Annotated in this window: 28 protein-coding genes; 14 read left to right on the top strand and 14 right to left on the bottom strand. The window is 70.8% G+C overall.

Annotated elements, in window-relative coordinates; translation table 11 throughout:
- Positions 1-22: 22 nt before the first annotated feature.
- Complete coding sequence (locus JQS43_RS03495; protein WP_239679295.1) at positions 23-826, bottom strand: SDR family oxidoreductase; 804 nt, start codon at positions 824-826, stop codon at positions 23-25.
- Positions 827-877: 51 nt separating this feature from the next.
- Between JQS43_RS03495 and JQS43_RS03490 the strand changes: the two genes are divergently transcribed.
- From JQS43_RS03490 to JQS43_RS03480, 3 genes are all read left to right on the top strand, one after another.
- Positions 878-1,867: an LLM class F420-dependent oxidoreductase gene (locus JQS43_RS03490; RefSeq protein ID WP_239677614.1), complete on the top strand. Its 990-nt coding sequence runs from the start codon at positions 878-880 to the stop codon at positions 1,865-1,867.
- 53 nt (positions 1,868-1,920) lie between these two features.
- Positions 1,921-3,498, top strand: a complete 1,578-nt coding sequence (locus JQS43_RS03485) for a dolichyl-phosphate-mannose--protein mannosyltransferase (protein ID WP_420847646.1) — start codon at positions 1,921-1,923, stop codon at positions 3,496-3,498.
- 321 nt (positions 3,499-3,819) lie between these two features.
- Entirely contained in the window at positions 3,820-4,104 is a 285-nt protein-coding gene (locus JQS43_RS03480; protein WP_239677613.1) for an adhesin, read from the top strand.
- Positions 4,105-4,179: 75 nt separating this feature from the next.
- Here the strand turns inward: JQS43_RS03480 and JQS43_RS03475 are convergent, their stop codons facing one another.
- The 6 genes from JQS43_RS03475 to JQS43_RS03450 all read right to left on the bottom strand — a co-directional run bounded on the left by JQS43_RS03475 (position 4,180) and on the right by JQS43_RS03450 (position 10,519).
- The gene (locus JQS43_RS03475) at positions 4,180-5,130 is read right to left on the bottom strand and encodes a helix-turn-helix transcriptional regulator (protein WP_239677612.1); all 951 of its coding nucleotides are present in this window, start codon (positions 5,128-5,130) and stop codon (positions 4,180-4,182) included.
- A 44-nt stretch (positions 5,131-5,174) separates the two neighbouring features.
- Positions 5,175-6,044 (bottom strand): hypothetical protein, encoded by an 870-nt coding sequence (locus JQS43_RS03470; RefSeq protein ID WP_239677611.1) that lies wholly within the window; start codon positions 6,042-6,044, stop codon positions 5,175-5,177.
- Positions 6,045-6,152: 108 nt separating this feature from the next.
- Positions 6,153-7,730: a type IV secretory system conjugative DNA transfer family protein gene (locus JQS43_RS03465; RefSeq protein WP_239677610.1), complete on the bottom strand. Its 1,578-nt coding sequence runs from the start codon at positions 7,728-7,730 to the stop codon at positions 6,153-6,155.
- 26 nt (positions 7,731-7,756) lie between these two features.
- Complete coding sequence (locus tag JQS43_RS03460; RefSeq protein ID WP_239677609.1) at positions 7,757-8,794, bottom strand: M48 family metalloprotease; 1,038 nt, start codon at positions 8,792-8,794, stop codon at positions 7,757-7,759.
- 126 nt (positions 8,795-8,920) lie between these two features.
- Positions 8,921-9,142, bottom strand: a complete 222-nt coding sequence (locus tag JQS43_RS03455; RefSeq protein ID WP_239677608.1) for a hypothetical protein — start codon at positions 9,140-9,142, stop codon at positions 8,921-8,923.
- Between the two features lie 633 nt (positions 9,143-9,775).
- A complete protein-coding gene (locus tag JQS43_RS03450; RefSeq protein ID WP_239677607.1) occupies positions 9,776-10,519 on the bottom strand; it encodes a pirin family protein in 744 nt (247 codons plus the stop codon).
- A 101-nt stretch (positions 10,520-10,620) separates the two neighbouring features.
- Between JQS43_RS03450 and JQS43_RS03445 the strand changes: the two genes are divergently transcribed.
- Positions 10,621-10,935: a DUF6158 family protein gene (locus JQS43_RS03445; protein ID WP_239677606.1), complete on the top strand. Its 315-nt coding sequence runs from the start codon at positions 10,621-10,623 to the stop codon at positions 10,933-10,935.
- A 28-nt stretch (positions 10,936-10,963) separates the two neighbouring features.
- Here the strand turns inward: JQS43_RS03445 and JQS43_RS03440 are convergent, their stop codons facing one another.
- From JQS43_RS03440 to JQS43_RS03420, 5 genes are all read right to left on the bottom strand, one after another.
- Positions 10,964-11,179: a hypothetical protein gene (locus JQS43_RS03440; protein ID WP_239677605.1), complete on the bottom strand. Its 216-nt coding sequence runs from the start codon at positions 11,177-11,179 to the stop codon at positions 10,964-10,966.
- 46 nt (positions 11,180-11,225) lie between these two features.
- Positions 11,226-11,852: a GTP-binding protein gene (locus JQS43_RS03435; RefSeq protein ID WP_420847645.1), complete on the bottom strand. Its 627-nt coding sequence runs from the start codon at positions 11,850-11,852 to the stop codon at positions 11,226-11,228.
- A complete protein-coding gene (locus JQS43_RS03430; RefSeq protein WP_420847644.1) occupies positions 11,852-12,304 on the bottom strand; it encodes a roadblock/LC7 domain-containing protein in 453 nt (150 codons plus the stop codon). The genes JQS43_RS03435 and JQS43_RS03430 overlap by 1 nt, the downstream gene beginning before the upstream one ends.
- An 80-nt stretch (positions 12,305-12,384) precedes the next feature.
- Positions 12,385-14,106, bottom strand: coding sequence for a DEAD/DEAH box helicase (locus JQS43_RS03425; protein WP_239677604.1), 1,722 nt, complete (start codon positions 14,104-14,106; stop codon positions 12,385-12,387).
- Between the two features lie 161 nt (positions 14,107-14,267).
- The gene (locus JQS43_RS03420; RefSeq protein ID WP_239677603.1) at positions 14,268-15,122 is read right to left on the bottom strand and encodes an SRPBCC family protein; all 855 of its coding nucleotides are present in this window, start codon (positions 15,120-15,122) and stop codon (positions 14,268-14,270) included.
- A 95-nt stretch (positions 15,123-15,217) separates the two neighbouring features.
- Between JQS43_RS03420 and JQS43_RS03415 the strand changes: the two genes are divergently transcribed.
- The 7 genes from JQS43_RS03415 (at position 15,218) to amaP (ending at position 18,736) form a co-directional block, all read left to right on the top strand.
- Positions 15,218-15,811, top strand: a complete 594-nt coding sequence (locus JQS43_RS03415; RefSeq protein WP_239677602.1) for a PadR family transcriptional regulator — start codon at positions 15,218-15,220, stop codon at positions 15,809-15,811.
- Between the two features lie 218 nt (positions 15,812-16,029).
- Entirely contained in the window at positions 16,030-16,509 is a 480-nt protein-coding gene (locus tag JQS43_RS03410; RefSeq protein ID WP_239677601.1) for an Asp23/Gls24 family envelope stress response protein, read from the top strand.
- Positions 16,506-16,859, top strand: a complete 354-nt coding sequence (locus JQS43_RS03405; protein ID WP_239677600.1) for an Asp23/Gls24 family envelope stress response protein — start codon at positions 16,506-16,508, stop codon at positions 16,857-16,859. Before JQS43_RS03410 ends, JQS43_RS03405 begins: the two co-directional genes overlap by 4 nt.
- Before the next feature lie 11 nt (positions 16,860-16,870).
- A complete protein-coding gene (locus JQS43_RS03400) occupies positions 16,871-17,056 on the top strand; it encodes a hypothetical protein (protein WP_239677599.1) in 186 nt (61 codons plus the stop codon).
- A gap of 3 nt (positions 17,057-17,059) precedes the next feature.
- Positions 17,060-17,542 carry an Asp23/Gls24 family envelope stress response protein gene (locus JQS43_RS03395; RefSeq protein ID WP_239677598.1) on the top strand — a complete coding sequence of 161 codons (483 nt, stop codon included), beginning with the start codon at positions 17,060-17,062 and terminating at the stop codon, positions 17,540-17,542.
- Complete coding sequence (locus JQS43_RS03390; RefSeq protein WP_239677597.1) at positions 17,539-18,171, top strand: DUF6286 domain-containing protein; 633 nt, start codon at positions 17,539-17,541, stop codon at positions 18,169-18,171. The genes JQS43_RS03395 and JQS43_RS03390 overlap by 4 nt, the downstream gene beginning before the upstream one ends.
- A gap of 7 nt (positions 18,172-18,178) precedes the next feature.
- Positions 18,179-18,736: an alkaline shock response membrane anchor protein AmaP gene (gene amaP / locus JQS43_RS03385; RefSeq protein ID WP_239677596.1), complete on the top strand. Its 558-nt coding sequence runs from the start codon at positions 18,179-18,181 to the stop codon at positions 18,734-18,736.
- A gap of 7 nt (positions 18,737-18,743) precedes the next feature.
- Here the strand turns inward: amaP and JQS43_RS03380 are convergent, their stop codons facing one another.
- A complete protein-coding gene (locus tag JQS43_RS03380; protein WP_239677595.1) occupies positions 18,744-19,538 on the bottom strand; it encodes a DUF3097 domain-containing protein in 795 nt (264 codons plus the stop codon).
- Between the two features lie 140 nt (positions 19,539-19,678).
- Here JQS43_RS03380 and JQS43_RS03375 point away from each other — a divergent pair, with 140 nt between their 5' ends.
- Positions 19,679-21,739 (top strand): heavy metal translocating P-type ATPase, encoded by a 2,061-nt coding sequence (locus JQS43_RS03375; RefSeq protein ID WP_239677594.1) that lies wholly within the window; start codon positions 19,679-19,681, stop codon positions 21,737-21,739.
- A 12-nt stretch (positions 21,740-21,751) separates the two neighbouring features.
- Here the strand turns inward: JQS43_RS03375 and JQS43_RS03370 are convergent, their stop codons facing one another.
- Entirely contained in the window at positions 21,752-22,240 is a 489-nt protein-coding gene (locus JQS43_RS03370; protein WP_239677593.1) for a hypothetical protein, read from the bottom strand.
- A 92-nt stretch (positions 22,241-22,332) separates the two neighbouring features.
- Here JQS43_RS03370 and JQS43_RS03365 point away from each other — a divergent pair, with 92 nt between their 5' ends.
- Positions 22,333-23,694, top strand: coding sequence for an NCS2 family permease (locus tag JQS43_RS03365; protein ID WP_239677592.1), 1,362 nt, complete (start codon positions 22,333-22,335; stop codon positions 23,692-23,694).
- Between the two features lie 18 nt (positions 23,695-23,712).
- Positions 23,713-26,061 (top strand): HelD family protein, encoded by a 2,349-nt coding sequence (locus tag JQS43_RS03360; protein WP_239677591.1) that lies wholly within the window; start codon positions 23,713-23,715, stop codon positions 26,059-26,061.
- Positions 26,062-26,678 lie beyond the last annotated feature (617 nt).

Genomic DNA, 26,678 nt, shown 5'->3' with positions numbered 1-26,678 from the left:
CCCCCGCCAGGGCGCACTCCGGTTACCGGCGCGGCGGGGCGGGTTGCTCCGGGGGCCGGCGCAGCCGGGCCCGGACCTTACGCATACCGGCCAGCCAGCGTTCCCGTTGCGCCGCCCGACGCTGCTCGTACGCGGCCACCTCCGGGTGCGGCAGGATCAGAAACCGCTGCTCGGCCAGGGCGGCCATGACCGAGTCGGCCACCTGCTCCGGTGAGATGATCTCGCCCGCGGCGAGGGTTCCGGAGGTGTCGGGCAGGCCGGCGACCATCGGGGTCCGCACCGCCTGCGGGCACAGGCAGGAGAAGCTCACGCCGGCACCGCCGTGCTGGATCGCCAGCCACTCGGCGAGGGCGACGCTGGCGTGCTTGGTCACCGCGTACGGGGCGCTGTCCGGCTCGGTCAGTAGGCCGGCGGCTGAGGCGGTGACCAGTAGATGGCCGCGGTCGCGGGCGAGCATCCGGGGAAGCACATGGCGCGCCGCCAGCACGTGCGCGTGCACGTGCAGCGACCAGCACCGCTGCCAGTCCGCGTCGTCGCCCAGCCCCTCCGAGCCGGCCACGCCGGCGTTCGAGCACCACAGGTCGATCGGGCCGACCTCCGACTCGAGCTGGTCGACGGCGGCGGCGACCGCCGCCTCGTCGGCGACGTCCAACGCCAGCGGCGCCCCGGCGCCGGGCAACTCGGCGGCGACCGTGGCCGCTGCGGCCGGGTCGCGGTCGGCGACCACCACCGTGGCGGCGCCGGCCGCCGCGAACCGCCGGGCCAACGCCGCCCCGATGCCGCTGCCGCCGCCGGTCACCACCGCCACCGAGCCGGTCAATGTCACCATCCCGCGCACACCTCCCAAACTGGCTACTGACTGGTAACATACCGCCGTATGACCTACGGCATCACCCTCCCGCTCCCCGATGTCTCGTTGGCCGACCACCGAGAGCTGGTCGCGGCGCTGCCCGAGCTCGGCTACACCGGGGTGTGGTCGGCTGAGGCCGGCGGCGCCGACGCCTTCACCCCGCTCGCGCTCGCCAGTGCGTGGGCACCGCAGCTCCGGCTCGGCACCGCGATCGTCCCGGCCTTCACCCGCGGTGCCGCGACGCTGGCGCAGAGCTGCGCCGCGCTCGCCGACGCGGCCCCGGGCCGGGTCGCGATCGGGCTCGGCACCTCCACTGAGGTGATCGTCAGCGGGTGGAACGGCCTCCCCTTCGAGCAGCCGTACGCCCGGGTCCGCGACACGGTCCGCTTCCTGCGTACCGCGCTCACCGGCGAGAAGGTCACGCAACGGTACGAGAGCTTTGAGGTCTCCGGTTTCCGGCTCCAGTTGGTGCCGGCCACCCCGCCGGCGCTGCTGGTCGCGGCGCTGCGGCCGGGCATGTTGAAGCTGGCCGGCCGGGAGGCCGACGGGGCGATCCTGAACTGGCTCAGCGTCGATGACGTGGCCACGGTCGCCGGTCAGGTCCACGCCGCCGCGCCGACCGGCGCCGCGCGGGAGATCGTCGCCCGGATCTTCGTGGTGGTCGACGACGACCCGGTCCGGGCCCGGGACACGGCCCGGCCGCTGCTCGCCGGCTACCTGACCGTCGGGGTGTACCGGAAGTTCCACGAGTGGCTAGGGCGCGGCGAACTGCTCGCGCCGCTGTGGGAGAAGTGGGCCGCCGGCGACCGGCGCGGCGCGGTCGCGGCGATCCCAGACCAGGTGGTGGACGAGCTAGTGGTGCACGGTTCGCCGGAGCAGTGCCGCGCGCACCTGCGACGATACGCCGCGGCGGGGATCACCACCCCGGTGGCGGCGCTGGTGCCGCCCCGGTCGGGCGCCCCGGTCTCCGAACTCGTGCCGGCGCTCGCCCCCGCCGCTGACCAGCAGCCCGGCTAACGATCGGGTACGCGCCGTCACCACGGGGGCGACTGACGGCCTACGATGCACCGGTGAGTACGGTGGCGACCGAGGCGGGGCCGAGCCCGGCGGATGAACCGGTGCCGGAGATCACCCAGCGGCGGCTGACCCCACTGGTCCCGCCGCACGATCCCTGGTCGTGGGTGGTCGCCGCGGTGGTCACCACGATCGCCGCGATCGTGCGGCTGGTCGATCTGAGCCGCCCCGGCCATATCGTCTTCGACGAGACCTACTATGCCCCGAACGCCTGGGCACTGGTGCAGTACGGCGTGGAGTGGGAGGTCGCCGAGGGTGGGGCCAACCCGGTCGACGGCGCCCCGGTGCTCGGCGACGGGCCCGCCTTCGTGGTCCATCCGCCGCTGGGTAAGTGGCTGATCGGACTGGGCGAGTGGGCTTTCGGCTACACCCCGTTCGGCTGGCGGATCGCCGCCGCGCTCGCCGGAATCATCTCGGTGCTGCTGGTGGCCCGGATCGCCCGGCGACTGTTCGGCTCCACCATGCTCGGGGCCGCCGCCGGCCTGCTGGTCGCGCTGGACGGCATGCATGTGGTGATGTCGCGGACCGCGCTGCTCGACATCTTCCTGCTGCTCTTCGTCGTGGCTGGGTTCGGGGCGCTGCTGCTGGACCGGGATCAGCGCCGCTCCCGGTGGCTGGCGGCGCTGGCGGCGGGCCGGGACCGGCCCGGGTTCGGGGTGCCGTGGTGGCGGCTGGCGGCCGGTGCCCTGCTCGGCTGCGCGCTGGCGGTGAAGTGGAGCGCAGTCGCGTTCATCCCGGTCTTCCTGGGGCTCGCGCTGTGGTGGGAGGTTTCGGCCCGACGTACCGCCGGGGTACGCCGGCCGTGGCGGGACACCGTCGCCGGGCAGTGGCGCGGTTTCGTCGCCGCGACGGTCCTCATACCGGTGGTGTATCTGGCGACCTGGATCGGCTGGTTCACCAGTGATCACGGCTTCTACCGGCACGCGCCGGTCGACGCGCAGGGCGAGCCGTGGCCGGCGCGGGTGGTCGCGGCGCTGCGCAACCTCTACGAGTATCACGCCCAGGCGTTGACGTTCCACTCTGGCCTCGACGCTACTCACCCGTACGAGTCGCCGGCGTGGCAGTGGCTGTTGTTGGCGCGCCCGATCGCCTTCCACTACTCCGATCAGGGTGGCTGCGGCGCGGAGCACTGTGCCTCGGCGGTGCTGCTACTGGGTACGCCGCTGCTGTGGTGGTCATTCCTGCCGGCGTTGGCGGCGTTGGTCTGGCTCGGGGTGGCGCGCCGGGACTGGCGGGCAGGGGCGATCCTGCTCGGCGTGGCGGCGGGGATCGGACCATGGTTCCTCTTCGACGACCGGGTGATGTTCTACTTCTACGCCCTGCCCGCACAACCGTTCCTGGTGCTCGCCGTGGTCTATGTGTTGGGTGCGGTGATGTCGTCGGCCCGGCCACGTTCGACCGGTGACACCGGCACGATTCTGGGAGTGGACCGTCGCACGTTCGGGGCGGTACTGGTGGGCGGGTACGTAATCCTGGTCGCGCTTACCTTCGCGTACTTCTATCCGGTCTACTCCGCCCAGCTCATTCCTTACGAGAGCTGGCAGGCCCGAATGTGGTTGGACACGTGGATCTGACCACCCCGCGACGACTGTCGGCTTGTGGTCGCATGTCGGCTTGACGCAGGCCGGGCCGAGCAGGCAGGGTGGGACGGTACGGCTGTCAACGCGTGCGCGTCGACTAGACACGTGTGGGCTGTGAGGCCACGCGTGCCGAGTTCGGGTCGACGTGCCGAGAGGAGTTCTTTGCCGTCGCGGGCACTGGCCACCAGTGGTGGTTCGGCCGTGCCCAGAACGGATCCACAACCTGCCCACTGACTTGCGTAGCCACGTGCCGCAGTGGGTATCAGGGGTTGGAGGGTCCCGTGCCATCAATCGCAACCGGAGGAGCAATCCGCCATGCTTACAGTGACTGACAATGCCGCCGCCGCGATCCGTTCGCTGACCACTCAGCCGGACGTACCGGACGGCGCTGGCCTGCGCATCGCCACCGACGCTTCGGCGGGGGCGCTGCAGCTGAGCGTCTCGGCCGGCCCACACGAGGGGGACCAGGTCGTCGACGAGTCCGGCGCCCGGCTGTTCCTCGACGGGGACGCCGCGCTGCTGCTCGACGACAAGGCCCTCGACGCCACCGTCGATGACCAGGGCAGCGTGCAGTTCGCGCTCGCCGAACAACCCCAGTAGGACGGCGGTGGGCCACCGCCGGGTGAGCCCGCCGCGGCGGCACACCGGCCAGTCGGTGACCCACCGGCTGGCCGGTTACGCGGCCCGACGCAACCGTTCGGAGAGTTCCCGGACCCGCTGCGCCAACTCGGGCGGGTCCTCTACCCGGAACTCGAAGTCCAACAAGCCCAAGTGCAAGACGAGGGTGTCGACATGACTGGCCCCGAGCGTCAGCCGGCAGCTCGCTGAGTCGATCGGCTCCACCACTCCGACCGTCGGGGGAACCCGCTCGGTGACCTCCGCCACCGAAGCCTGCACAGTGATCGTAGCCCGCAGCTGATAGACCGCAGTGGACACTTGGTGGGACATGAAGGCGGCCAGATCGGCGGCGGGCAGCTCCCGCGGAGCGAACCTGGGCCCCGGCGGAGTCCAAGGTCGCAGCCGATCCAGCCGGAAGGTCCGCCAATCGTCGCGGTCTAGATCCCACGCCAGCAGATACCACCGTCGCCCGGTGTGGACCAACCGGTACGGCTCCACATTGCGAACCGACTCGGTATCGCCGAAGCTCCGGTAATCGAACCGGAGCTGCTGCTCATCCCGGCACGCCGCGGCGACAGCGGTCAGCACCTCGGCCGGCACCAACGGTCCGCCACTAGCCATCGGCACCGTCACCGATTGCACCGCGGCCACTCGCTGCCGCAGCCGCACCGGCAGCACCTGCTCCAATTTGGCCAGTGCCCGTACCGAAGTCTCGGCCATGCCGGCGACCGTGCCGTTGGCCGCGGTCCGCAGCCCCACCGCGACCGCCACCGCCTCCTCGTCGTCGAGCAGCAGCGGCGGCAGGGCGGCGCCCGCGCCCAACCGGTAGCCACCCGCCACCCCGGCGGTCGCGTCGATCGGATAGCCCAGCCGCCGGAGCTTGTCCACGTCGCGCCGCACCGTGCGCACATCCACCGACAGCCGCTGCGCCAACTCGGGGCCGGACCAGTCCCGGCGGCTCTGCAGCAACGACAGCAGCCGCAGCAACCGGGCAGAGCTCTCCAGCACACCACCATTCTGCCCGGGGACCAGGACAGTTCCGGCCCGCGGGTCTAGTCCGGCCCGGTCAGCTCCGCCGCCGCGGCGGCGACCCGCTGCCGGGCGTCTGCCTCCTCGCGCCGGGCGACGAAGACCGCCGCCTCGGCGTCGGTCAGCTGCTCGGCAGCTCGCTGCCGGCGGGCGGTGAGCTCCGCCAGCGCGGCGTCGAGCTCCGCCACCGCCGTCTGGGCCGCCTGCTGCTCTGCCAGCCGCGCGGCCAGCGCCGCCTCGGCCTGCGACGCGGCCGCCCGCGCCGCGCCCAACGCCGCCTCGGCCCGCTCCCGGCGGACGGTGCTCGACTCCGCCGCCGACCCGCCCGAGGGCGGCTCGTCCGAACGTGGCTCGTCCGAGGGTGGCTCCTCCGCCCCGGCGCCGGTGACCAGCCGTAACCGCGGGGCCGCCGCACCGAACCCGGTCGGCGCCACCCCCTTCAACAGCCGACCGGAGCGCACCTGCTCGGCCACGGCCGGCTCGGCCAACGCCGCGTGCAGCGTCGTCTCCACCTCACCCAACGGCAACGCGCCGGCCGCCGACTCCCGGTCGGCGGCCACCGCCAGGGTGCGCGCCTCGGACACCAGGGCGCTGACCGCCGCGCGGCGCTGACCGGCCAGCTCCCGCAGAGCGGCGCCGTCCAACCTGCGCTGCGCCCCCCGCAGCGACTCGGCCAGCTCCACCAGCCCGTCGACCAGCTCGGGGCGGCGCAGCGCCAGCAGGTTCACCAACCACGCCGCCACCGTGGGCCGGCGCAGCTTGGTGATGGCGGAGGCCGCGGCCCGGTCGCCGCTGGCTCGGGCGGTCGCCGCCGCCGCGGTCCGCTCCGCTACGAATCGGCGCGGCGGCACCGCGTACAACCGGTCCGCGGCTGCGGACACCACGTCTTCCACCCCTTCATGGTGCCGCACCAGGACGCGGCGCGAGCGGTGCGACCCACCGCGCGCCGGCTGAGCCCTCCCCCCGGACAGGACGGCCCACCGCGCGCCGCTGGGCCGTCCTCAGCCGCGCAGGTCGACCAGGAACGGCGGGCTCCGTTCGCCGGTGGAGCGGCTCAGCGCCACCACGCAGTGCCCCGCCGGCAGCCCGCTCACGATCTCCGAGACGCTCCAGCGCGGCCGCTCCACCCGCCGCGTGCTGACGCTGTCGCCCAGGCGGTAGCCCTCCTGCTCACCCTGCCGCGACTCGCTGTGGCTGTAGGAACGCTGCTGACCATGGGTAACCTCGTCGACCCAGTGGTCGCCGAACCATCGGGAGAACACCGCGGCGTCGGCGGGGTCGACCCCACCGAATACCGCCTTGCACCCCACTGACCCGAGTACGGTCCCCCGGACATGGCCAGGGAAGTCGCTGAGGGTCTGGGCAATCAACACCAGGCCGGCGTTGTTCGATCGCAGTTTCTGCACGCCGCGGGCCACATAGTCGTCCACAAACCGGCCGGCCTCGTCGATAACCAGGCCCTTGAAGATCGACCGGTTGGTGTTCGCGGCCGACGTGAGCTGAACGAACTGGGAGACCAGCAACCGCGCCAAGATCCGCGAGGCGTCCGGGTACTCCGACTCCGGCAGCGCCACCCGCACCCGGACCGGGGAGTTCAGCTGCGCCATCTCAAACCGGGGTTGCTGGTGGTCAAGGAGCTGCACCAGCCGAGGGCGGTCCAGCAGGCCGAGCCGTTCGATCATCGATGCGGCCGGATCCAGCCGGGCGTCCCGTTGGGCGGCGCGGCTGGCCAGCAGCCGACGGCTCTCGCCGCTGTCCCGGCCCTTCAAGGCAGCTCGAACTTTGTCCACTGTGCCCTGCTCCACGCGCAGCAACGCCAACAGTTCCCGTACGGTCGGCCACCGGTCGAAGGCCAGCCGAAACGGCGCCAGGCACGCGTACAGAGCGTTGCGGGAGGCATCCATGAAGTAGGCGACATCGTCAGATGTCGTCGGTGGCAACAAGGCGCTGGCGAGCCGATCAGCCGCGACCTCGGGCGCCGGGGAGCCGCCGTAGAGGCTCAGCCCGGCGGTCGGCGCCAGCGGGTCGAGCGTGACATCGAACCAGCCTGCATACGCGAAGTCGTCACCCTTCGGGTCCACCACCAGCACACTGGCCTGGTTCGTCAACGCGGTGAGGACCAGATGCTCGACGACCGGCAGCCCGAAGCTCCGGGTCTTTCCGGAGCCGGGCGGCCCCACCACCAGCAGCGAGGTTCGGAGTACATCCCGGTCGATACCGAAATCGCGAGTCGCCCCGAACCCACCAGCCGCGGTGGGCACCACCCGCCCCAGCCGGACCTGACCGTACTCCAGATTGTGCTGGGCAAGCCGCTCGCCCGGCAGGTCATGCTGGGCTGAACGGTGCAGCCCGGCGGCCGCCCCGGCCGTCATCACCTCGGCCGCCGCCGCGCTGATCCGAGCGGGATCCGCCTGCGCGTGCGTCAGTAGTCTGCCGATCCGCGCGACATCAACGTCGGAGAGCGCTCGATGCGCCAGCAGCTGGTCGAGCGTGCTCGCGGCCGCTGGGTACTCGCTATGCAGGAAACTCCACGGCGTCCCGGTACCGCGACGCCCGGAGCCTCCTCGTAGCCAGGTCATCGCCTCACCCTCGCCTCCCCCTCGCCTCACCCTCGCGCCCCGAGCCGCTGCGCCAACCGGCGGCGACGTGCCGCGATCGCGGACTGCTGCGGCGTCGCTACGCGCCAGCGACTCGCCTCCTGATTGGCGGGCGCCGAATCGGCCAATGCGGCCAACAGTTCGGCCCCATAGCCGAGGACCACCGCGATCTCATCCGCCCGTCGCTCGGCGCCGCCGACGCGGCGGCCGGCCAGCACCAGGAACGGCGCCATCGCCACCACCGGCAGCAGCCAGCCCGGGACTCCAGCGACGAGCATGAGCAACAGTGCAGTCGTGGTCATGACCAGGAGCGCAGCGGCTATCCCGAGTACGACCGCGAGCAGCCGGGCGCCATCGCCACCGGCTGCGAGCCGCAGCACTGTCCTGGCCCAAACCCGAAGGAACGCGAGCACCAGCCGCGCCGGCAACGCGTACCAGTAGCACAGCGCGCGGCTCCAGGCGTGCCCGGCGAGATGATGGCCCAGTTCGTGGGCGAGTACCGCCGCCAGCTGCCGGTGCGGCAGCACCGCCACCGCATGACTGGTGACCGCCACCACCCTGCCGGCGGCGGCGAAGGCGTTCAACCGATCCGATGACTGGACCCACAGCCGGTAACGTCCAGGGTCGACACCCGCTGCCTCGGTCACCTCCCGCCACGCCGCCGCCAGCCGGCCCTGCTCCTCCGGCGTCGGCGTGCGGCAGCGGGCCAACCAGGTGAGCAGCCACTGCCCCGGTACGGTCACCATCGCCGCCCCCGAGACCCCCCAGATCGCAACGACTGCCAACCCCACCACCGGACGCTCCAACAGCACCGCCAGCAGTGCGCCCACACCACCGAGGAGCGTGCCGCTGAGCAGGAGCCAACCCGCCGCCGCGACGAGTGTCCCGACGGTCGTGGCGTCAACACCGCCGCCGGGGCGAGGTCGGGCAACCGGGGCACGATCGTCACCGGCGCGCGGCGCCGGCGGGATGAAGCTGCCCGGGGGCCAAGAAGTCGCCGAAGGCGGACTGGGCCGATCTGCGGGGATGCCGTCGCTGCGCCACATAGGCCACCTCAGGTTAGTACCGGCTCAATCCATAATGCCCTGAGCTTCGAGAGGCGTCAATGCAAATTTGTCAGACTGCCCCGCACTGACCAAAGGTCCGACCGCAGTCGGACCTTGGCCCTGAGGTTAACCGCGCACGGCGGCTCTCACCTTCAGCAGGAGCTCGGCAGCTTCCCCGCCCCGAGTAACCACTAGCATGATCGTCACCGTCCAGCAGAGCGGACGCAGTTTCTCGTGAGTCTTCGAGACCCAGTCGACGATGCTGTCAACTCCACTCACAACCCTGGACAATAGCCGATCTTTGCCCGGATCCCCATCGGCGACGTTGCCGTCACGGATCTCGCTCAATCTTCCTCCTTGTCATAGGGACCTCGGAGGGAGCGAATCCGCACCCACCCCGAGGTCAGCCGCAGAAACGCGGACCGGAGCCTCGAGGTGAGAACTCCATATTATGAAGCTGTGATAATAGATCGACAAGCATCGAGCTGTCAAGGCCTCTGGGTGGCAGCGGGCCGGTTCGTCAACTTGATCTCGCTGGATCGTTGCCGCGCCGAGTGGCGCTGCCTAGGCTGTTGACATCGGCGGAGGGAGTAATCCGGCTCCTGTTGATGCCGGTGCGGCCGCGCACGTGTCATTGGATCTCGCTCCACGTGCGCGGCTCTTTCATCTCTCCCGCCACTGCCTCTCGATCAACGGTTGAGGCGTACGGCTGCGGGGTCCCCACGCGCCGCTCCCAGGCTGACGGTCTCCGCCTTCCGCAACCGCCGACCCACCGTCACGTGGGAATGCGAACGCAGCTCGACCCCGGTTCCGAACCATGCCTCGGGGGACGTCGCTGGCTCGGAGCATCGTGTCGGCGAGGAGCCATGGCCGGGACCATCAAGGGTTATGGCGCACGGCGAGATCGAATTCAGAAATTGCACGGTCGATCATGTGAATAGGGGCGGAAAAACCCGCTGATCATGCACCCAAGGTCCATGATCAGCTGTTTGGGGTGGCCCAGACTCCGACTGGTTGGAAATCGAGCGGGACGTCGATCAGGATCAGCTCGGCGTCCTCGGTCGCCTCGACGGTCAGCTCGTGCGCGCCGGTAACCTTCGCCGCGTCGCCGGCGAACACGTCCTCCTCGTCGTCGAAGACCCCCGCGCCCTCGATCAAGTAAAGGTAGGCTCCCCGCCCCGGCGCCAGCACATGATCGAGGCTGCGCCCCGCCGGCAGCTGAGCCACGAAGACCCGGGCGTTCTGCGACAGATCAAGCCCTTCCTCCCCGACCGGACCCATGATCTGCAACCACCGGTTTCGCCGGTCCTGCGCGGTGTACTGCCGTTGCTGCACCCCCGATCGGAGCTCCGGGTCGCTGGGCAGGATCCAGAACTGGATGAAGCGCACCGGATCGTCCTCGGACGCGTTCCGCTCGGAGTGCAGCGCCCCCTCGTGCCCGAAGTCCATCACCTGTGCGGCGCCCTCGTGGAGCTGTCCACCGTTGCCCAGCGAATCGGCGTGCTCGAAGCGCCCGCGGGCGATGTAGGTCAACGACTCCACGTCCCGGTGCGGGTGCATCGGCCACGCCGCCCCACCGACAATCTGGTCGTCGTTGAAGACCCGCAACGCACCGACCCCGTCCTGCTCCGGATCCCGGTACTCGTCGAACGAAAAGTGCCAGCGGGCGCGAAACCAGCCGCCATCCTTCTCGAAGATCTCGTCCTTGCGACGCACGGTCAACATGGCGTTCTCCCCCCGTAGCCGGCTTTCCCGGCGGTGTTCCCGGCGAAACCTGCCCCGGCCGCGGACGATTAGCGACCGCCGACGGTGGGTAGCACCCAGCTATGCGTGAGGAATCGGCCTCGCTTGAAGCGGCGTACGCCCGGGCGGCTCGAGAGACCAGCACAGCCGAGGAGGCCCGGCTGGCGCAGGCCGCCGAAGTGACCGGGGTGCCCCCGGACGAACTCAACGACGACGACCTACTGCGCGAGCTCAGCTCGGTCCACCGCACCCGGCACGACACCTTGCGGCACGGCTCCGACCAGGCGCTCATCCATCACGACGAGCGAATGCTCGAACTTGAGGATGAATACCTGCGGAGGTTCCCGCATCGCGAGGTGGACCCGTACCGGCTCACCGAGGGGGCCCGGCAGCGCTGACCGCTGCGGCGCCCCCGTGCCGGTGGTCTCAGTCTTTCTCGTAGGTGCGCAGGCCATTGCCGAGAGCGAAGAAGGTCGGCGCCCACTCGCCCACGAAGATGCCCCACCGGTCGGCCCGGTCCAGCCCCGCGTTCTCGCCGCGGCGAGAGGCGAACCAGGACGCCAGAGCGAGCCCGATACTCACCACCCCCGCGACGTATGCGTGCTCTGACCGGACTCCCATCTCATGCAGCCGCTTGACCACCGTCGCCCCCCAATCACACGGTTAATCACTGGCCGTTAGATTCCCGTTACGGCCGAGCGTAAACCGGGGCGGAGTCGGAGCGACCGGAATTAGCCAAACCCAGAACGTGCTCCACCAACGCGATCAACACCTGCTTCGCGCCGGGTCGCACCCGCGCGTCGCAGCGCAGCACCGGCGTCGACGGCTCCAGCGCGAGCGCGTCGCGGATCTGCTCGCTCGAGTACGAGGGCGCACCCTCGAACTCGTTGATCACGACCACGTACGGCATCCGGTGTTGCTCAAAGTAGTCGATCGGCCCGAACGAGTCTTCCAACCGGCGCACGTCGACCAGCACCGCCGCCCCGAGCGCACCGCGACACAACGAATCCCACATGAACCAGAATCGACGCTGCCCCGGTGTACCGAACAGATACAGCACGACCTCGTCGTCGATGGTGATCCGACCGAAGTCCATCGCGACCGTGCTGCCGCCCTTCTCCGGCACCAGGGTGGTGTCGTCGGCGCCCACGCTCGCCGCGGTCATCTGCGCCTCGGTGGAGACCGGGGGGATCTCGGAGACCGAGGCGACCATCGTCGTCTTACCGACGCCGAAGCCACCGGCGATGACGATCTTCACCGGTTGCTGTGGAGATTGGGACCGCCCGTACGACGATCCGCCTGTGCCGGCTGTCATCAGCTCACCGACCCTGCGTTATTGAGGAAATCCGACCTGCTACAAACGGTCAACGTAGGCTCTACCCGGTTGATGAGATCCGCCAGCTCCTGACCGACGAGGCCCAGATCACAGGAGCGGGAGGCGAGCGCGAGCAGCGAAGCCCCGGAACTGACCGACATAGAGAACATGAACCCACCGTCCAACTCGGTGACGTTAGACACTACATGGCCGGCGCGGAAAAAGCGTGCGGCACCGGTGAGCAGGCTAACCAGCCCGGAGGCGATGGCTGCAAGCTGGTCGCAGGAGTCCCGGGGAAGGTTGCGGGAAGCGGCCAGTACCAACCCGTCCGCGGAGACCGCCGCCGCGCACTCCACCTCTGGTACCCGATCTACGAAGTTGTCCAGCAACCCATTCAGTGTGTCCGCTGACGATGCGTAGCCGGAGTAACTGTCGGAGTATCGATCGGTCACGGAGACAGCTCCATTCGGAGGGCCGTTCCGCTCGAGGAGCGGGGAGCGACGCAGGCGGACGGATTCGTTGTCCGCGTACCTTAGTCCTTGTTCGACGGTCGCCGTCGGGCAGCCTCCCGCTCCCGCCGCACGGTGGCTCGCTTGCCCTTGATGGTGCTTCGGCGCAGGGCACTGATCACCTCATCGGCGGCGTCCGCCGGGACCTCGACCAGCGAGAACCGGTCCATGATCTCTATCGCCCCGATGTCCCGGCCGGAGAGCCGTGACTCTCCGGCGATGGCCCCGACGAGATCCTGTGGCCGCACCCCGGCGCGCCGTCCCAGGTTGAAGAAGAGCCGCGCCACACCCGTGCCCGGCCGAGCCCGGTCGCCGCCCTCGGACCGCGAGTCACGCTCACCCGCCCGCCGGGTCCCGCGCCGGCCGGCACCGACCTCGGCGATCTCCGGGATCTCCTGCTCGTCGGGTTCGCCCGCCACCGATTCGTGCGCCAGCTTCACGGCGGCCAGCGCCACCTCCATCAGGTCGTACTCGTCGGCGAGCGTCTCGACCACCACCCGGAAGTGGGCCAACTCCTCCCCGTCGTCGGCGAGCAGGATCTCGGAGAGCGCGCCCCGGGTCAACTCCAACCGCCGGGCCCGTAGATCGGCGACGGTCGGGACCTTCTCCACGACCACCCGCTGGCCGGTCACCCGCTCGATCGCCTTGAGCATCCGGTGTTCGCGCGGCTCCACCAGCGTGATCGCAGCACCCTCCCGGCCGGCTCGCCCCACCCGGCCGATCCGGTGCACGTACGCCTCCGGCGCCGACGGCAGGTTGTAGTTGACCACGTGGGTGAGCTGCTCCACGTCGATCCCGCGGGCCGCCACATCGGTGGCGATGATCAGCTCGGCGCTGCCGTTGCGCAACCTGGCCATCACCCGGTCCCGGTGCTCCTGACCCATGCCGCCGTGCAGCGCCTCGGCCCGGTAACCCCGCCCGTTGAGGGTCTCGGTGAGCTGGTCGACCTCTTCCCGGGTCCGGCAGAAGACGATCGCCGCGGCCGGGGCGGCGACATCCAGGACCCGCCCGAGGGCAGCCGGCTTGTGCGCCCGGGCCACCAGGTAGGCGCTCTGCCGCACCCGCGGCGCCTCGCCCGTGCTGGTCGCCGCCCGCCCCATCTCGATCCGCACCGGCTCGCGCAGGTGCCGTTGCGCGATCCCGTTGATGCGAGCCGGCATGGTGGCGGAGAAGAGCACAGTCTGCCGCTCGGTCGGCGTCTCCTCCAGGATCGCCTCGATGTCCTCGGCGAAGCCCATGTCGAGCATCTCGTCGGCCTCGTCGAGCACCACGGTGCGGATCGCCGACAGCTGCAGAGTGCCGCGGCGCAGATGGTCCAGCGCCCGACCTGGTGTGGCGATGACCACATCCACACCGAGTTCAAGGCTCCGTAGCTGCCGGCCGATCGGCTGCCCCCCGTAGATCGGCAGCACCCGGACACCCAGGTCCCGGCCGTACCGGTGGAAGGCCTGGGAGACCTGGACCGCCAGCTCCCGGGTCGGCACCAGCACCAGCGTCTGCGGCTCGACCCGGGCCGGGTCGGGCGTCATCAGCTCCAGCGTCGGCAGGGCGAAAGCGGCGGTCTTGCCGGTGCCGGTGGCAGCCTGCCCGAGCAGGTCATGCCCGGCCAGCAGCGGCGGAATCGCCTCTCGTTGGATCGGGGTGGGCTCTTCATATCCCAGGCTGCTCAGCGCCTGCAGCAGCTCCGGGCGCAGCGGCAGCTCGGCGAAGCCCGCCCGGTCAGCGTGCGGGCTCACGCTCGTCATACGTATTCGCTCCCTGATTGGCGATCGTCGAAAGGACCGGATCTCTCTGCCCGGTCAGGCCACACCCCAGGGCCATCGGCTCAGCGGCCGGATCGGCGCCCGTTGGCCGGGGCGGCCACCCCATGGTAGTCGACGGCCACTGGTCGGGAAGCGGCGCGTGGCTACGCCCACTGAATGGGCCGCCACCGCGATCCCAACTCGTGCATGCCCTTGAGGCTCAGGCCAAAGTTGAGCCAGCCGAGCTGGTAGCCGTCGGCGGGGCGTTCGGCGACGAACCCCTCGTGGCGGATCTGCACCTGTGTGCCGCCCTCGGCTGTGGGCGCTAGCCGCCACCGCACGACGGTGTCCGGCCAGCCCTCGTCGTGCCAGCTGTAGGCGAGCCGGTGCGGCGCATCGTACTCGACAATCTCGATCGGTCCATGCTCGTCTCCCCAGCCGAAGTCGTACCGGCCCCCCACTCGTGGCTCCACTTTCGCGCCCCCGGCGATCCACCGGTTGAGCCGATCCGGCTCGGTCAACGAGGCGAACACGTCGGCGACGGGCGCGGCGATCGTCAGCTCCGCCACCGCGGCCGCGCCAGCTGGCCGCGACAGGTCGGGACGCCGAGCCAGGCTGCGCCCCTCCACGAAGGTGGCGAGGTTGCCGGCCGCGAGCACCCAGAAGTCGAGCATGCTGGCCCGGTCGAAGCCCCAGTCGGGCACCGGCGCCTGCCCGATCGCGAGCTGGGTGCCGGCTTCGCCAGCCGGCGTTAGCCCGATCTCCACCACCGTGTCGATCCCGTCGAGCTGCCACGCGAATCGCAGCTCCCGCCCTGGTTCGGCCGCGAGCAGCTGCTGCTGGCCGGAGTCACCGAACGGCACGTGGCGGCCCCCGATCCGCCACCGCCCGGCCGAGATCGACACGTCGACCTCATCGGTCAACCAGGCCCGCAGCGCAGCCGGATCGGTCAGCGCCCGGTAGACATCGGCTGGGTCCGCGGCGATCTCGGCGCGGACACTGAGCCTCTCTGTGGTCATCTGATCTCCCTCCGCAACGGCGGCAGCCTAACATACTATGACTGTTAGTCATAGATAAGAATGTTCCGCGTCAGGTCGAATGTGAAGGAGACCGGATGTCGCCCGACCAGCCAGGGCAATCCCCACCTGACCTCCCCGCAACCTCGTACGTGGTGCTGGGGTTGCTGTCGTTCGGGCGCGAACTCACCGGTTACGACCTTCGCAAATGGGCGATGAACCTGCGGTTTTTCTACTGGAGCCCGGCGCAGAGCCAGATCTACACCGAACTGCGCCGGCTGCGCTCGCACGGGCTGGTCTGCGAACGCACCGAGCCGCAACGGCGACGTCCGGACAAGCGCTACTACCGGATCACCCCGGCGGGCCTGGCCGCCTTCGACGCGTGGCTGATCGAGGAGCCGGTGGCGCCGCCGACGCTCAAGCATCCGGTCGCGCTGCGGCTCTTCTTCGGGCATCGGGCCGCCCCAGAGCGACTACGCTCCGCTCTCACCAGTTACCTCGAATGGGCACGGGCACAGACCACCGACCTGGCCGAGCTACGGGCGGCGCTGGGCGCCGATTTTCCGTACCCCGATCTGGTGGCGGCCTGGGGCGAGCAGCATTACGCGGCGGAGATCGCGGCGGCCGAGGCCACCCTCACCGCCCTTGACCAGCCACCTGACCATCGGGCCACGCCCGACACCCCCGGCTGACCGTAGGCGCTGCGGCGCAAGCGGCAGGCGTGGCGGAACGGGGCAGTGGGGCGGATCACACCGGTGTGGCGAAGCAGACCAGTGTGGTCGGCCGGGGCAGTGTGGCCGGAGTGGCCAGTGTGGCTAGTGCGCTGCGTCCGAGATGGCGGATGCCCGCACCGGTTCCACTACTAGGGGTACGCTTGCAGTGACATTGCGTACTGCGCCGAGGGGGCATTATGAGCGCACCGACGCGGGAGCGGTCCGGCGGCGAGACCGGCCGGTCCACCGAGAGCAACGCGGCCACCGGCCGCGCCCACAGCGAACTCGTCACCGAGCACGGCAAGACCACGATCGCGGACTCCGTGGTGGAGAAGATCGTGGGCATGGCCGCCCGAGAAGTGCCCGGGGTCTACGCCATGGGTGCGGGCTTCTCCCGCGCCGTCGGCATGGTCCGGGAGCGGGTCAGCAGCGGCAGCAGCGCCGGGCAGGGAGTCGCGGTCGAGGTCGGGGAGCGGGAGGCCGCCGTCGACATCGACATCATCGTCGACTACGGAGTGTCCATCCCAGACCTGGCGGCCGGCATCCGCCGCAACGTCGTCGCGGCGGTGCAGAAGATGTGCGGGCTGGAGGTCAACGAGGTCAACATCTCCGTCGGCGACGTGCATCTGCCGGACGAGTCGACCGACGACGAGTCCGCCGAACCCAGGGTCCGATGATTCCCACCGGGGCCACCACCGCGAACTGGCCCGAACTGGCGGAACCGCCACAGCTGGCAGATCAGATCGCCGAGGCGGCGGTTGCCTGCCCCGCGGTCGCGAGGTTGGCGGCGGGGCCGGTGGCCACTTATCTGCCCGGCCGGACCGTACCGGGCGTCGCGATCCGCGAGGACGCGGTCCTCGTATCGGTGGTGGCGTGGTATGGGACGCCGGTCGCTGAGGTGGCGGAGCAGGTGCGGGTCGCGGTACACCCACTTGCGCCGCTGCGTCGGATCGACGTGTCGATCGATGACCTGGCGGTGCCGCCCGGCGCCGGCCAGGTCGGGTCGTTGACGACGACCCGCTGGTAAAGGAGGGCACGATGGACGAGACCCGTTTGTGGCCGATGCTCGGTCTCGGCTTCGGAGTGTCGCTCGGCTTCGCCGGTGCCTTCGGCGGCTGGGGCGCTTTCCTGCTGGTGCTCATTCTCGGCCTGATCGGCTTCCTGGTCGGTCGAGCGCTCGTCGGCGAACTCGACGTGGCGCAGTTGTTCGGCGGCCGGAGGTAGGTCGTGACCACGTACGAAACCACCGCCGCGGTGGTGCCGGAGCGAGCTGAGCCGGTGCCGGCGGCCGAGGCCGGAGGGCCCGCGGACCGCGCTCCGGAGCACCGCGGCCGGACCGAGATCGCGGGTCGGGTCCTGGAGCGGATCGCGGCCCGCGCGCTCACCGAGGTGGAGCAGGCGGGTGGCTCCGCCCGCCGAGTCTTCGGCGTGCCGCTGGGTCGGGACGAGCCTGGCCGGGACCCGCAGGTCAGCGCCGAGGTCGACGGTGACCTGGCGACGCTGCGAATGTCCATCTCGGTGGTGTATCCGACGCCGATTCGGCAGATCGCGGCGACGGTGCGGGAGCGGGTCAGTACCCGGGTCAGTGAACTCACCGGTCTGGAGGTACGCCAGGTCGATATCACCGTCGCCGCGTTGAGCCACGCCGGCCAGTCGGTGGGCTCCGGGCCCGCTCGGGGTGCCGGCCAGCTGACCGGAGGTGCCGCATGAGCACCACACCGACGCTGGAGTTCAGCGCGGCCGACCAGCCGGAGCAGCCGGCCGACCGGGCCGCGGCCGATCGGCGGGCGTACCGGCGTACGATCCGGGCGTTCCGGTCACGCCGGGTGCTCTCGGCGGTGCTGGTCGCCGCGGTGGTCACCGTGGTGGCGGCGGTGGTCGCGATGGAGACGATCGGATATCTGGTCGACCAGCCGGTGGGGGTGGTGCCCGCCGGGGAGCTGGCGCAGACCGCCCGCGACACCGCCTGGGACGACCCGCTGGTCTTCCTGGTAGCGATCGTGGCCGGGCTGATCGGGGTGTTTCTGCTGCTGCTCGCGTTCCTGCCGGGCCGGTCCCGGGCGTTGCCCGCCGCGACCGACCGGTCGGACACGCTGTTGGCGGTGCGGCCGAGCGCGGTGGAGCGGCTGGCGGTGCGCGCCGCAGTCGCCGTCCCGGGTATTCACCACGCCACCGCGGTCTGTCGACGCGGCCGGCTGCGGGTACGGGCCGACACCGGTCTCCATGATCCGACCGGCTTGGCGGCCCAGACCGGCCATGCGGTGGCCGACCGGCTCGCCCAGTTCCGGTTGCTCCGTCCGCCCCGGATCCGGGTGGATCTCCGGTATCGGGAGGAGTGAGCTGCTGATGGAGCGACATGCCGCCGGCCGGAACCGGACCGGCCTGGCGATCACTGGCGCGGTGCTGCTGGTGGCGGCGCTGGCGGTGCTCGCCCGGGCGCTGAACCTGCTGCCGGGCGTACTCGGCCCGGCCACCGACGCGGTCGGCGGCCCCCGAATCCGGGAGCTGACCACCGACAACACCTGGTTCTGGGTGCTGGTGGCGGTGGCCTCGGTGGTGGTGGCGCTGCTGGCCCTGGGGTGGCTGCTGAGCCAGTTGAATCAGGGCAGCCTGCGGTCGCTGCGGCTGGAGCCGGACACCCGCCACGGCACCACCACGGTGCCGACCCGGGCAGTGACCGGCGCGCTCGAGGCCGATCTGACCGACAGCCCGGATATCCGGCAGGCCCAGGCGACCATTACTGGTCGGCCTTCGCAGCCGCGGGTGTGGGTCTCGGCGACGCTGGTCGCCACGGCCGACATCCGGGGGGCCCGGCAGCGGGTACGGGAGGCGCTGGCGCGGCACCGGCAGGCGCTGACCGCGGAGGAGCTACCGACGACGGTGCTGCTGCGCTCGGGTCGTTGACCGGGCGTCACCCGGCCGGTTCGGTGACGAAGTCGATGAGCCGCTCCACCGCGTTGATCAACGGTGTCTCGACATCGTAGAAGCTGTCCACCCGGGCGAGGATCTGTCGCCACAGCTCGGCGGGTTCGCCGACCCCGAGCGCGCGGCAGACGCCTTCCTTCCACGGTTGGCCGAGCGGCACCTGCGGCCATTGCCGGATCCCCACCCGGTCCGGCTTGACCGCCTGCCACACATCCACGTACGGGTGGCCGGTCACCAGGACGTACGGGGAGGTGATGGTGGCGACGACCCGGCTCTCCTTCGAACCAGGCACGAGATGGTCGACCAGCACCCCGAGCCGGCGCGCCGGTCCGGGCTGGAACGCCGCCACCTCGGCCGCGAGGTCGTCGATGCCGTCGAGGGGCTCCACCACTACCCCTTCGATCCGCAGGTCGTCGCCCCAGATCCGCTCCAGCAGCGCAGCGTCGTGGATCCCTTCCACCCAGATCCGGCTGGCCCGGGCGACCTGCGCGGGCGCGTCGGCGACCGCGATCGAGCCGGAGGCGGTACGCCGGGTGGTGGTGGGGGCCGCCGCGGTGGGGCGGCGCAGGGTGACTGGCTCGCCGTCGACCAGGAACGCCGCCGGCAACAGCGGAAAGAGTCGGCGCCCGCCGTGCCGGTCTTCCAGGATCACCGCGCTGGCCTCGAAGCCGACCACCGCGCCGCAGAATCCGGACTCCGCGTCCTCCACCACCAGACCGGGGTCGGCCGGCAGCTCCGGCGCCGGGCCGCGCCGCCGCCGACCGCCCAACACGCCACCCATGTGCTCACCGTGTCCGCGCTCGCCGTACATGGTTCCGGAGACTAGCCCAACGGCGCCGGTGGGGACGGGATCTCCGGCCCCATCGGAGCGGTGACTGGTACCCCTTACCCCTAGGGGGTATTGTCGCGGAGGAGGTGCTCATGACCCACCACTCACACCCGCCGGCAGCCGACCACCCGCCGGCCGGCCACGACCAGCAGCACGAACCCGACAAGCACGCCGGACACAGCCCGGCGATGTTCGCGCAGCGGTTCTGGGTCTCGCTGCTGCTCACCGTCCCGATCGTCGCCACCAGCCACATGATCATGGAGTGGTTCGGCTACCAGCTGACGTTCCCGGGAGTCGAATGGGTCGCCCCGATCCTCGGCACGGTGATCTACCTGTACGGCGGTCGGCCCTTCCTCACCGGCGCGGTCGCCGAGGCCCGGGCGCGCCGCCCCGGCATGATGCTGCTCATCGGCATGGCCATCACCGTCGGGTTCGTCGCCAGCTGGGCCGCCACCCTCGGCCTGTTCGACGTGGAGGTGTGGTGGGAACTCTCCCTGCTGATCGTGATCATGCTGCTGGGTCACTGGTTGGAGATGCGCGCGATCGGGCAGGCGCAAGGTGCGCTGGCGGCGCTCGCAGAGCTGTTGCCGGACCAGGCGGAGCGGATCGGGGCCGGCGGCGAAGTCGTCCCGGTCCGGATCTCCGACCTGGTGGTCGGCGATGAGCTGTTGGTCCGCCCCGGTGGGCGGGTGCCGGCCGACGGCACGATCACCACCGGCGCGGCCGAGGTCGACGAGTCGATGCTCACCGGCGAGTCCCGGCCGGTCCCACGCGCCGTCGGCGACCCGGTAGTCGCCGGCAGCGTGGTCACCGACGCCGCGATCCGGATCCGGGTGGGCGCGGTCGGCGACGACACCGCACTCGCCGGCATCCAGCGGCTGGTAGCCCAGGCCCAGGCCTCCCGATCCCGGTCCCAGGTGCTCGCGGACCGGGCCGCCGCGCTGCTGTTCTACGCGGCGGTCGCGGCTGCGGCGATCACCGTCACGGTCTGGGTGGTGCTGGGCCAGCCGGACGCGGCGGTGACCCGCTCGGTCACCGTGCTGATCATCGCCTGCCCACACGCGCTGGGGTTGGCCATCCCGCTCGTGATCTCGATCGCCACCGCCAAATCGGCCCGCAACGGCATCCTGGTCACCGACCGGCTCTCCCTGGAACGGATGCGCCAGGTGGACGCGGTCCTGTTCGACAAGACCGGCACGCTGACTCGCGGCGAGCACGCGGTGATCGGCGTCGCCGCCGTCGACGGCGACGAGAGCGGTCTGGTCGCGCTCGCCGCCGCGGTGGAGAGCGACAGCGAGCACCCGCTCGCGCGGGCGATCGTCGCCGAAGCCGACCGGCGGGGCGGCCACCGACTCGCCGCGAGCGACTTCCAGACCATGCCCGGCCGGGGCGTAGCGGCCCGCATCGACGGCCGTACGGGCGACGGGGGCATGGTCGCGGTCGGCGGGCCGGCGTTGTTGCGGGAGCGAGGCCTGACCATGCCGGCGGCGCTGGCCGAGCCGACCCACCAGTGGCACCGCCGCGGGGCGGCGGTGCTCCAGGTCGTCCGGGACGACCAGGTGATCGGGGCGATCGGGCTGGCCGACCAGGTGCGGCCGGAATCCCGCGCCGCGGTGGCGGCCCTGCACCGGCGCGGAGTCACGGTTGCGATGATCACCGGGGACGCTCGGCAGGTCGCCGACGCGGTCGCCGCCGACCTCGGGATCGACGAGGTCTTCGCCGAGGTGCTGCCGGAGCAGAAAGACGCCGCCATCGCCGACCTGCAACGGCGCGGCCACACTGTGGCGATGGTCGGCGACGGGATCAACGACGCCCCGGCGCTGGCCCGCGCCGACGTGGGCATCGCGATCGGCGCCGGCACCGACGTGGCGATCGAGTCCGCCGGGGTGGTGCTCGCCACCGACGACCCGCGGGCCGTGGTCTCGGTGCAGCAGCTATCCCGCGCCAGCTACCGCAAGATGCTGCAGAACCTGTGGTGGGCGGCCGGCTACAACGTGGCCGCGATCCCCCTCGCGGCCGGAGTGCTGGCCTGGGCCGGGTTTGTGCTCCCGATGGCGGTCGGGGCGGTGCTGATGAGCCTCTCCACCATCGTGGTCGCGATCAACGCGCAGTTCCTGCGGCGGGTGCGGCTGGCGCCAGCGTCGGTGCGGTGAGGGCCCGCCTACTTACGGCCCGCCGGGCTGGGTCGGGACGCCCTCCGGGTAGCAGATCTCGGTCAGCCTCTCGCCGACCTGATCCAGGTCCGCCGCGCCGGGGATCTCTCCGGTCCGCACCGACTCCACGGTCAGCTCGTCGGCCGCCTCCGACAAGCCGTCGGAGAGCTCGGTCAGCGCGCCCGCGAGTTCTGGGTCGTCAGCCAGCTCGGCCTGCTCGCCCAGCCCCTCCGACCACCCGCTCACCGCGACCTCCATGTGCGCCAACGCCTGCTCCTCGAACTCCTCCTCGTCGAGGTCCTCCTCGGAGAGCGCCGTCATCTCGGACTGGAACGTTCCGATCTGCTCGGCCTGGGCCGCCTCCGCATTCGCGCACACCTCGGCGGTGTTGTCGCTAGCCGGCGGTTCCTGAGCCGATCCCGGGTCGTCGTCGTCGCTCCCGCAGGCCGCGCCGAACGCGACCAGAGCAGCGACACCACCGGCGGCGAGCAGCCGTCGCATCAGGCCGCCTCCTCAAGACGTAGAAAATGTCGTCCCGGCGACCGTATCCTTTCCGGGGCAATACGGCCAAACTGAGTGGCTGGAGGCGGAGCATGCAGGCGGCGCGGTCACCCGAGGAGCAGCCCGGACCCGAACACCAGCGCGCCCCGGTGCGGCTGCTGGACCGCGTCTACCACCTGCGGCAAAACCAGACCACGATCCGCCGCGAGGTCATCGCCGGCGGCACAACCTTCCTGGCCATGGCGTACATCCTGCTGGTCAACCCGGAAATTCTGGGCCAGACCGGGATGGACGCCAACGCAGTCTTCGTCGCCACCGCGGTCGCCGCCGCCCTCGGCACCTTGATCATGGGCCTGTGGGCACGGTATCCGATCGCGCTTGCGCCCGGACTAGGCCTGAACGCCTTCTTCGCCTTCACGGTGGTGCTCGGCATTGGCATCCCCTGGCAGACCGCCCTCGCCGGCACCCTGGCCTCGGGCGTCCTCTTCTTCCTGCTCGCGGTCAGTGGTCTCCGCCGCGCCATCATCAACGCGATCCCGTTGCCGCTCAAACTCGCCACCGGCGCCGGCATCGGCCTGTTCATCGCGTTCATCGGCCTGCAGAACGCCCAGATCGTGGTGGCCGATGAAGCGACCCTGGTGGGGCTGGGCGACCTCGGCCGGCCCGAGACCCAGCTGGCGATCTTCGGTGTCGTGGTCACCATCCTCTTCCTCACCCTCGGGCTACGCGGCGGCATCTTCTACGGGATCGTCGTCACCGCGATCGCCGGGATGATCGTCGGCCTGATCGAGCTGCCCACCGCGGTGGTGTCCCGCGTACCCAGCCTCGGGCCGACCTTCGGAGAGGCGGTGACAAACCTCCCCGAGGTCTTCACCACGCAGATGATCGTGGTGGTGCTCACCATGCTCTTCGTCGACTTCTTCGACACCTCCGGCACCCTGATCGCGATCGCCCACCAGGCCGGGTTCCTCAAGGACGGGCAGCTGCCCCGGGCGAACCGGGCATACATGTCCGACTCCATCGCCACCATGGGCGGGGCGGTACTCGGCACCTCCACCACCACCTCGTACATCGAGTCCTCGGCCGGGGTCGCAGTCGGCGGCCGGACCGGTCTCACCTCGACCGTCACCGCGCTGTTCTTCCTGATCGCGCTGTTCTTCTCGCCGCTGGTAGCGGTGGTCACGCCGGAGGTGACCGCGCCGGCGCTGATCGTGGTGGGAGTCTTCATGGCCCGCGCGCTCGGCGACATCGAGTGGGGGCAGCTGGAGTACGCCTTCCCCGCCTTCGTCACCGTCATCGCGATGCCGCTGACCTTCTCGATCGCCAACGGGATCGCGCTCGGGCTGTTGTTCTTCCCGTTGCTGATGGTCGTGCGCGGCCGGTGGCGGGAAGTCCATCCGGTCGGCTACGTTCTCTTCTTCGTGGTGCTCGCCTACTTCATCTGGCTGGTCTGAGCCGAACAGAGGAAAGCAATGTCTAGCAGTGACCTCGCTCACGAACAAACCTATGTGTCTACATTGTATGACCGATTGGCAGAGTTGGAGGAGCGAGCCCGGCAACGACTCGCCGAGCTACCCGACGACGCCGACAGCCCACCCTCGGTACGCAGTGAACGCGCCGCCCTCGCCACCCGAGAGGTGGAGAAGCTGGCCCGGTACCGCGCGGCCGAGACCGGGCTCTGCTTCGGCCGGATCGACCTGGCCGACGGCGAGCGGCGCTACATCGGCCGGATCGGACTCTTCGACGACTCCGGCGACCACGAGCCGATGCTGATCGACTGGCGGGCGCCGGCGGCTCGCCCGTTCTACCTCGCCACCGCGGCCGCCCCGATGGCCGTCCACCGCCGCCGTCACCTGCGGCTGCGCGGACGCGTCGTCACCGAACTACGCGATGAAGTGCTCGACTCGACCACCGCGACCCCGGGCGACGCCACACTGGTCGGCGAGGCCGCGCTGCTCGCCGAGCTCGCCGCTGTCCGCACCGGCCGGATGCGCGACATCATCGGCACCATCCAGGCCGAACAGGACCACGTGATCCGCTCCGAACACCGCGGCGTGCTAGTGGTCGAGGGCGGCCCCGGCACCGGCAAGACCGCTGTCGCGCTGCACCGGGCCGCGTACCTCCTCTACACGTACCGGGAACAACTGGCCCACCGGGGTGTGCTGGTGGTCGGCCCGAACCAGACCTTCGTCGGATACATCGACCAGGTGCTGCCGTCGCTGGGCGAGACCGGCGTCCGGATGGCCACCCTCGCCGACCTGTTGCCCGGCGTCACCGCCGACGCCACCGAACCGGCCGAGGTCGCGGAGGTCAAAGGGCGCGCGGTGATGGCCGAGGTGGTGGCGGCGGCGGTCCGCGATCGGCAGCAGGTGCCCGCCGAACCGACCCCGGTGACGCTGACCGATCGGCACCCCAGCCTCGCCTACCAGGCGGAGGTCGTGACCCTGGAGCCGGCCGACTGCGCCGCGGCGCGGGATGCCGCCCGGGCCACCGGACTGCCACACAACCGCGCCCGCCGGGTCTTCACCGACCAACTGCTGACCGCGGTCGCCGGGCAGGTGGCCGGCCGGCTCGGCGACGACCCGTACGCCGGGGAGTCCCTCGGCGGCGGCGACGCCCCCGGCGCCGGGGTCAGCCTGCTCGGCGGGGCCGACGTCGCCGCCCTCGCCCGGGAGCTGCGCGGCGATCCGCAACTGCGGGCGGCGATCGACCGGCTGTGGCCGCAGCTCACCCCGCAGCGGCTGCTGACCGAGCTGTACGCCGACGACGAGCGGCTGGCCAGCGCGGCCAGCGCGCTGCCGGCCGCGGATCGGCAGCGACTGCGTCGGGACCCGGGCGCCGGCTGGACCGAGGCGGACGTGCCGCTGCTGGATGAGGCGGCGGAGCTGCTCGGGGATCCGCCGGCGCCAGAGCGGGCGGCGCCGCGCAGCGACGAGGAGATCGAGTACGCCCAAGGGGTGCTGGAGATCGCCGAGGGTTCCCGCACCATCGACGACGAGGACAGCGAATCCGAACTGCTGAGCGTCCCCGATCTGCTCACCGCCGAGCAGCTCAGCGGCCGTCAGACCACTATCGACACCCGTTCCGTCGCGGAGCGGGCCGCCGAGGATCGAAGCTGGGCCTATGGGCACATCATCGTCGACGAAGCGCAGGAGGTCACCCCGATGGGTTGGCGGGCGCTGCTGCGCCGCTGCCCGAGCCGGTGGCTGACCGTGGTCGGCGACCCGGCGCAGACCGGCCGGCTCGGTCCGCCCACCGACTGGGACGCGGTCTTCACCGCAGACGGTGCCGCATGGCAGCTGGCCCGGCTGACCGTCAACTACCGCACCCCGGCCGAAGTGATGACGCTCGCCGCCGGGGTCCTGGCACGGGTCGGACCGGCGTTGCCGCTGCCCCGATCGGTGCGTTACACCGGCCACGAGCCCCAACTGCGACGCGTCGACCCGGCGGAGCTGACCGACCAGCTCTGCACCCTGCTGACGCAGGAGGTGGCAGCGGTCGACGATGGACGGACGGCGGTTATTGTCCCCACCGGACTGTTCACCGAGGTTGCCCAGGCGGTCACCGCCGCCCGCGACGACGCGGCTACCCACGACGATCCGGCGATGCTGGAGCACCCGGTCGCGCTGGTGACGCCGCTCGAATCCAAGGGGTTGGAGTTCGACTCGGTGGTGCTGGTCGAGCCGCGGCAGATTGTGGCGGAGTCGACCTCGGGCTGGGGCGACCTCTACGTCGCGCTGACCCGGACCACCCGCCGCCTCACCGTGCTCCACACCGGAGAGCTGCCCGCCGAGCTCCAACACACCCTCGAAGACCTGTGACAGGATGCCTACCCAAAGAGGAACCCGCGGAGGCGGATCAGCCGTACGCCGAAGGTTGCCGCGAGCGCAACGGTGGGCTGTGTGGACGATGCCCGAACCCACCTTCGAGTCCTGCTAGCGCCCGTCGGCCGCTTGGTGGGTTGAGTGGTGATCCACTACGGCGACAAACCAGGTTAATACTGGCAAACCGGGCGCCACTCGACTCACCAAGCGAGTGAAACGAACCGTCCGCACCGATCTTGCAGCGATTTCCCACCAACAGCCCGACCGCTGGCGTATGCGACTCTGCTGGCGAAAATCGGGTCACTTGATCATCAGACATCGCCGCAGCTCAGGTGGTGCGGCAGGAGCATTTGCTCTGCTTACGCATACGCCATCGGTCGGGCTGTCGGGCTGCAAGATCGGCGGGCAGATCACCTTTCCCCGACTTGGTGGGTCGAGTGGTGCCTGGTTTGCCGGTATGGACCTGGTTTGTCGCCGTAGTGGATCACCACTCAACCCACCAAGCGGTCGATGGTGTTGACAGCCGGGCGCAAGGGGTCGGCTGACAAGCCCGTGACCTTTTGACCGGCTTCCGTCGGACGCGATCCCGGCGCGAGTCAGCCGGCGGCAGGGAG

Origin of the sequence: Natronosporangium hydrolyticum (genome assembly GCF_016925615.1) — a bacterium.
Lineage (GTDB): Bacteria > Actinomycetota > Actinomycetes > Mycobacteriales > Micromonosporaceae > Natronosporangium > Natronosporangium hydrolyticum.
This window is presented reverse-complemented; position numbering and strand designations above follow the sequence as displayed.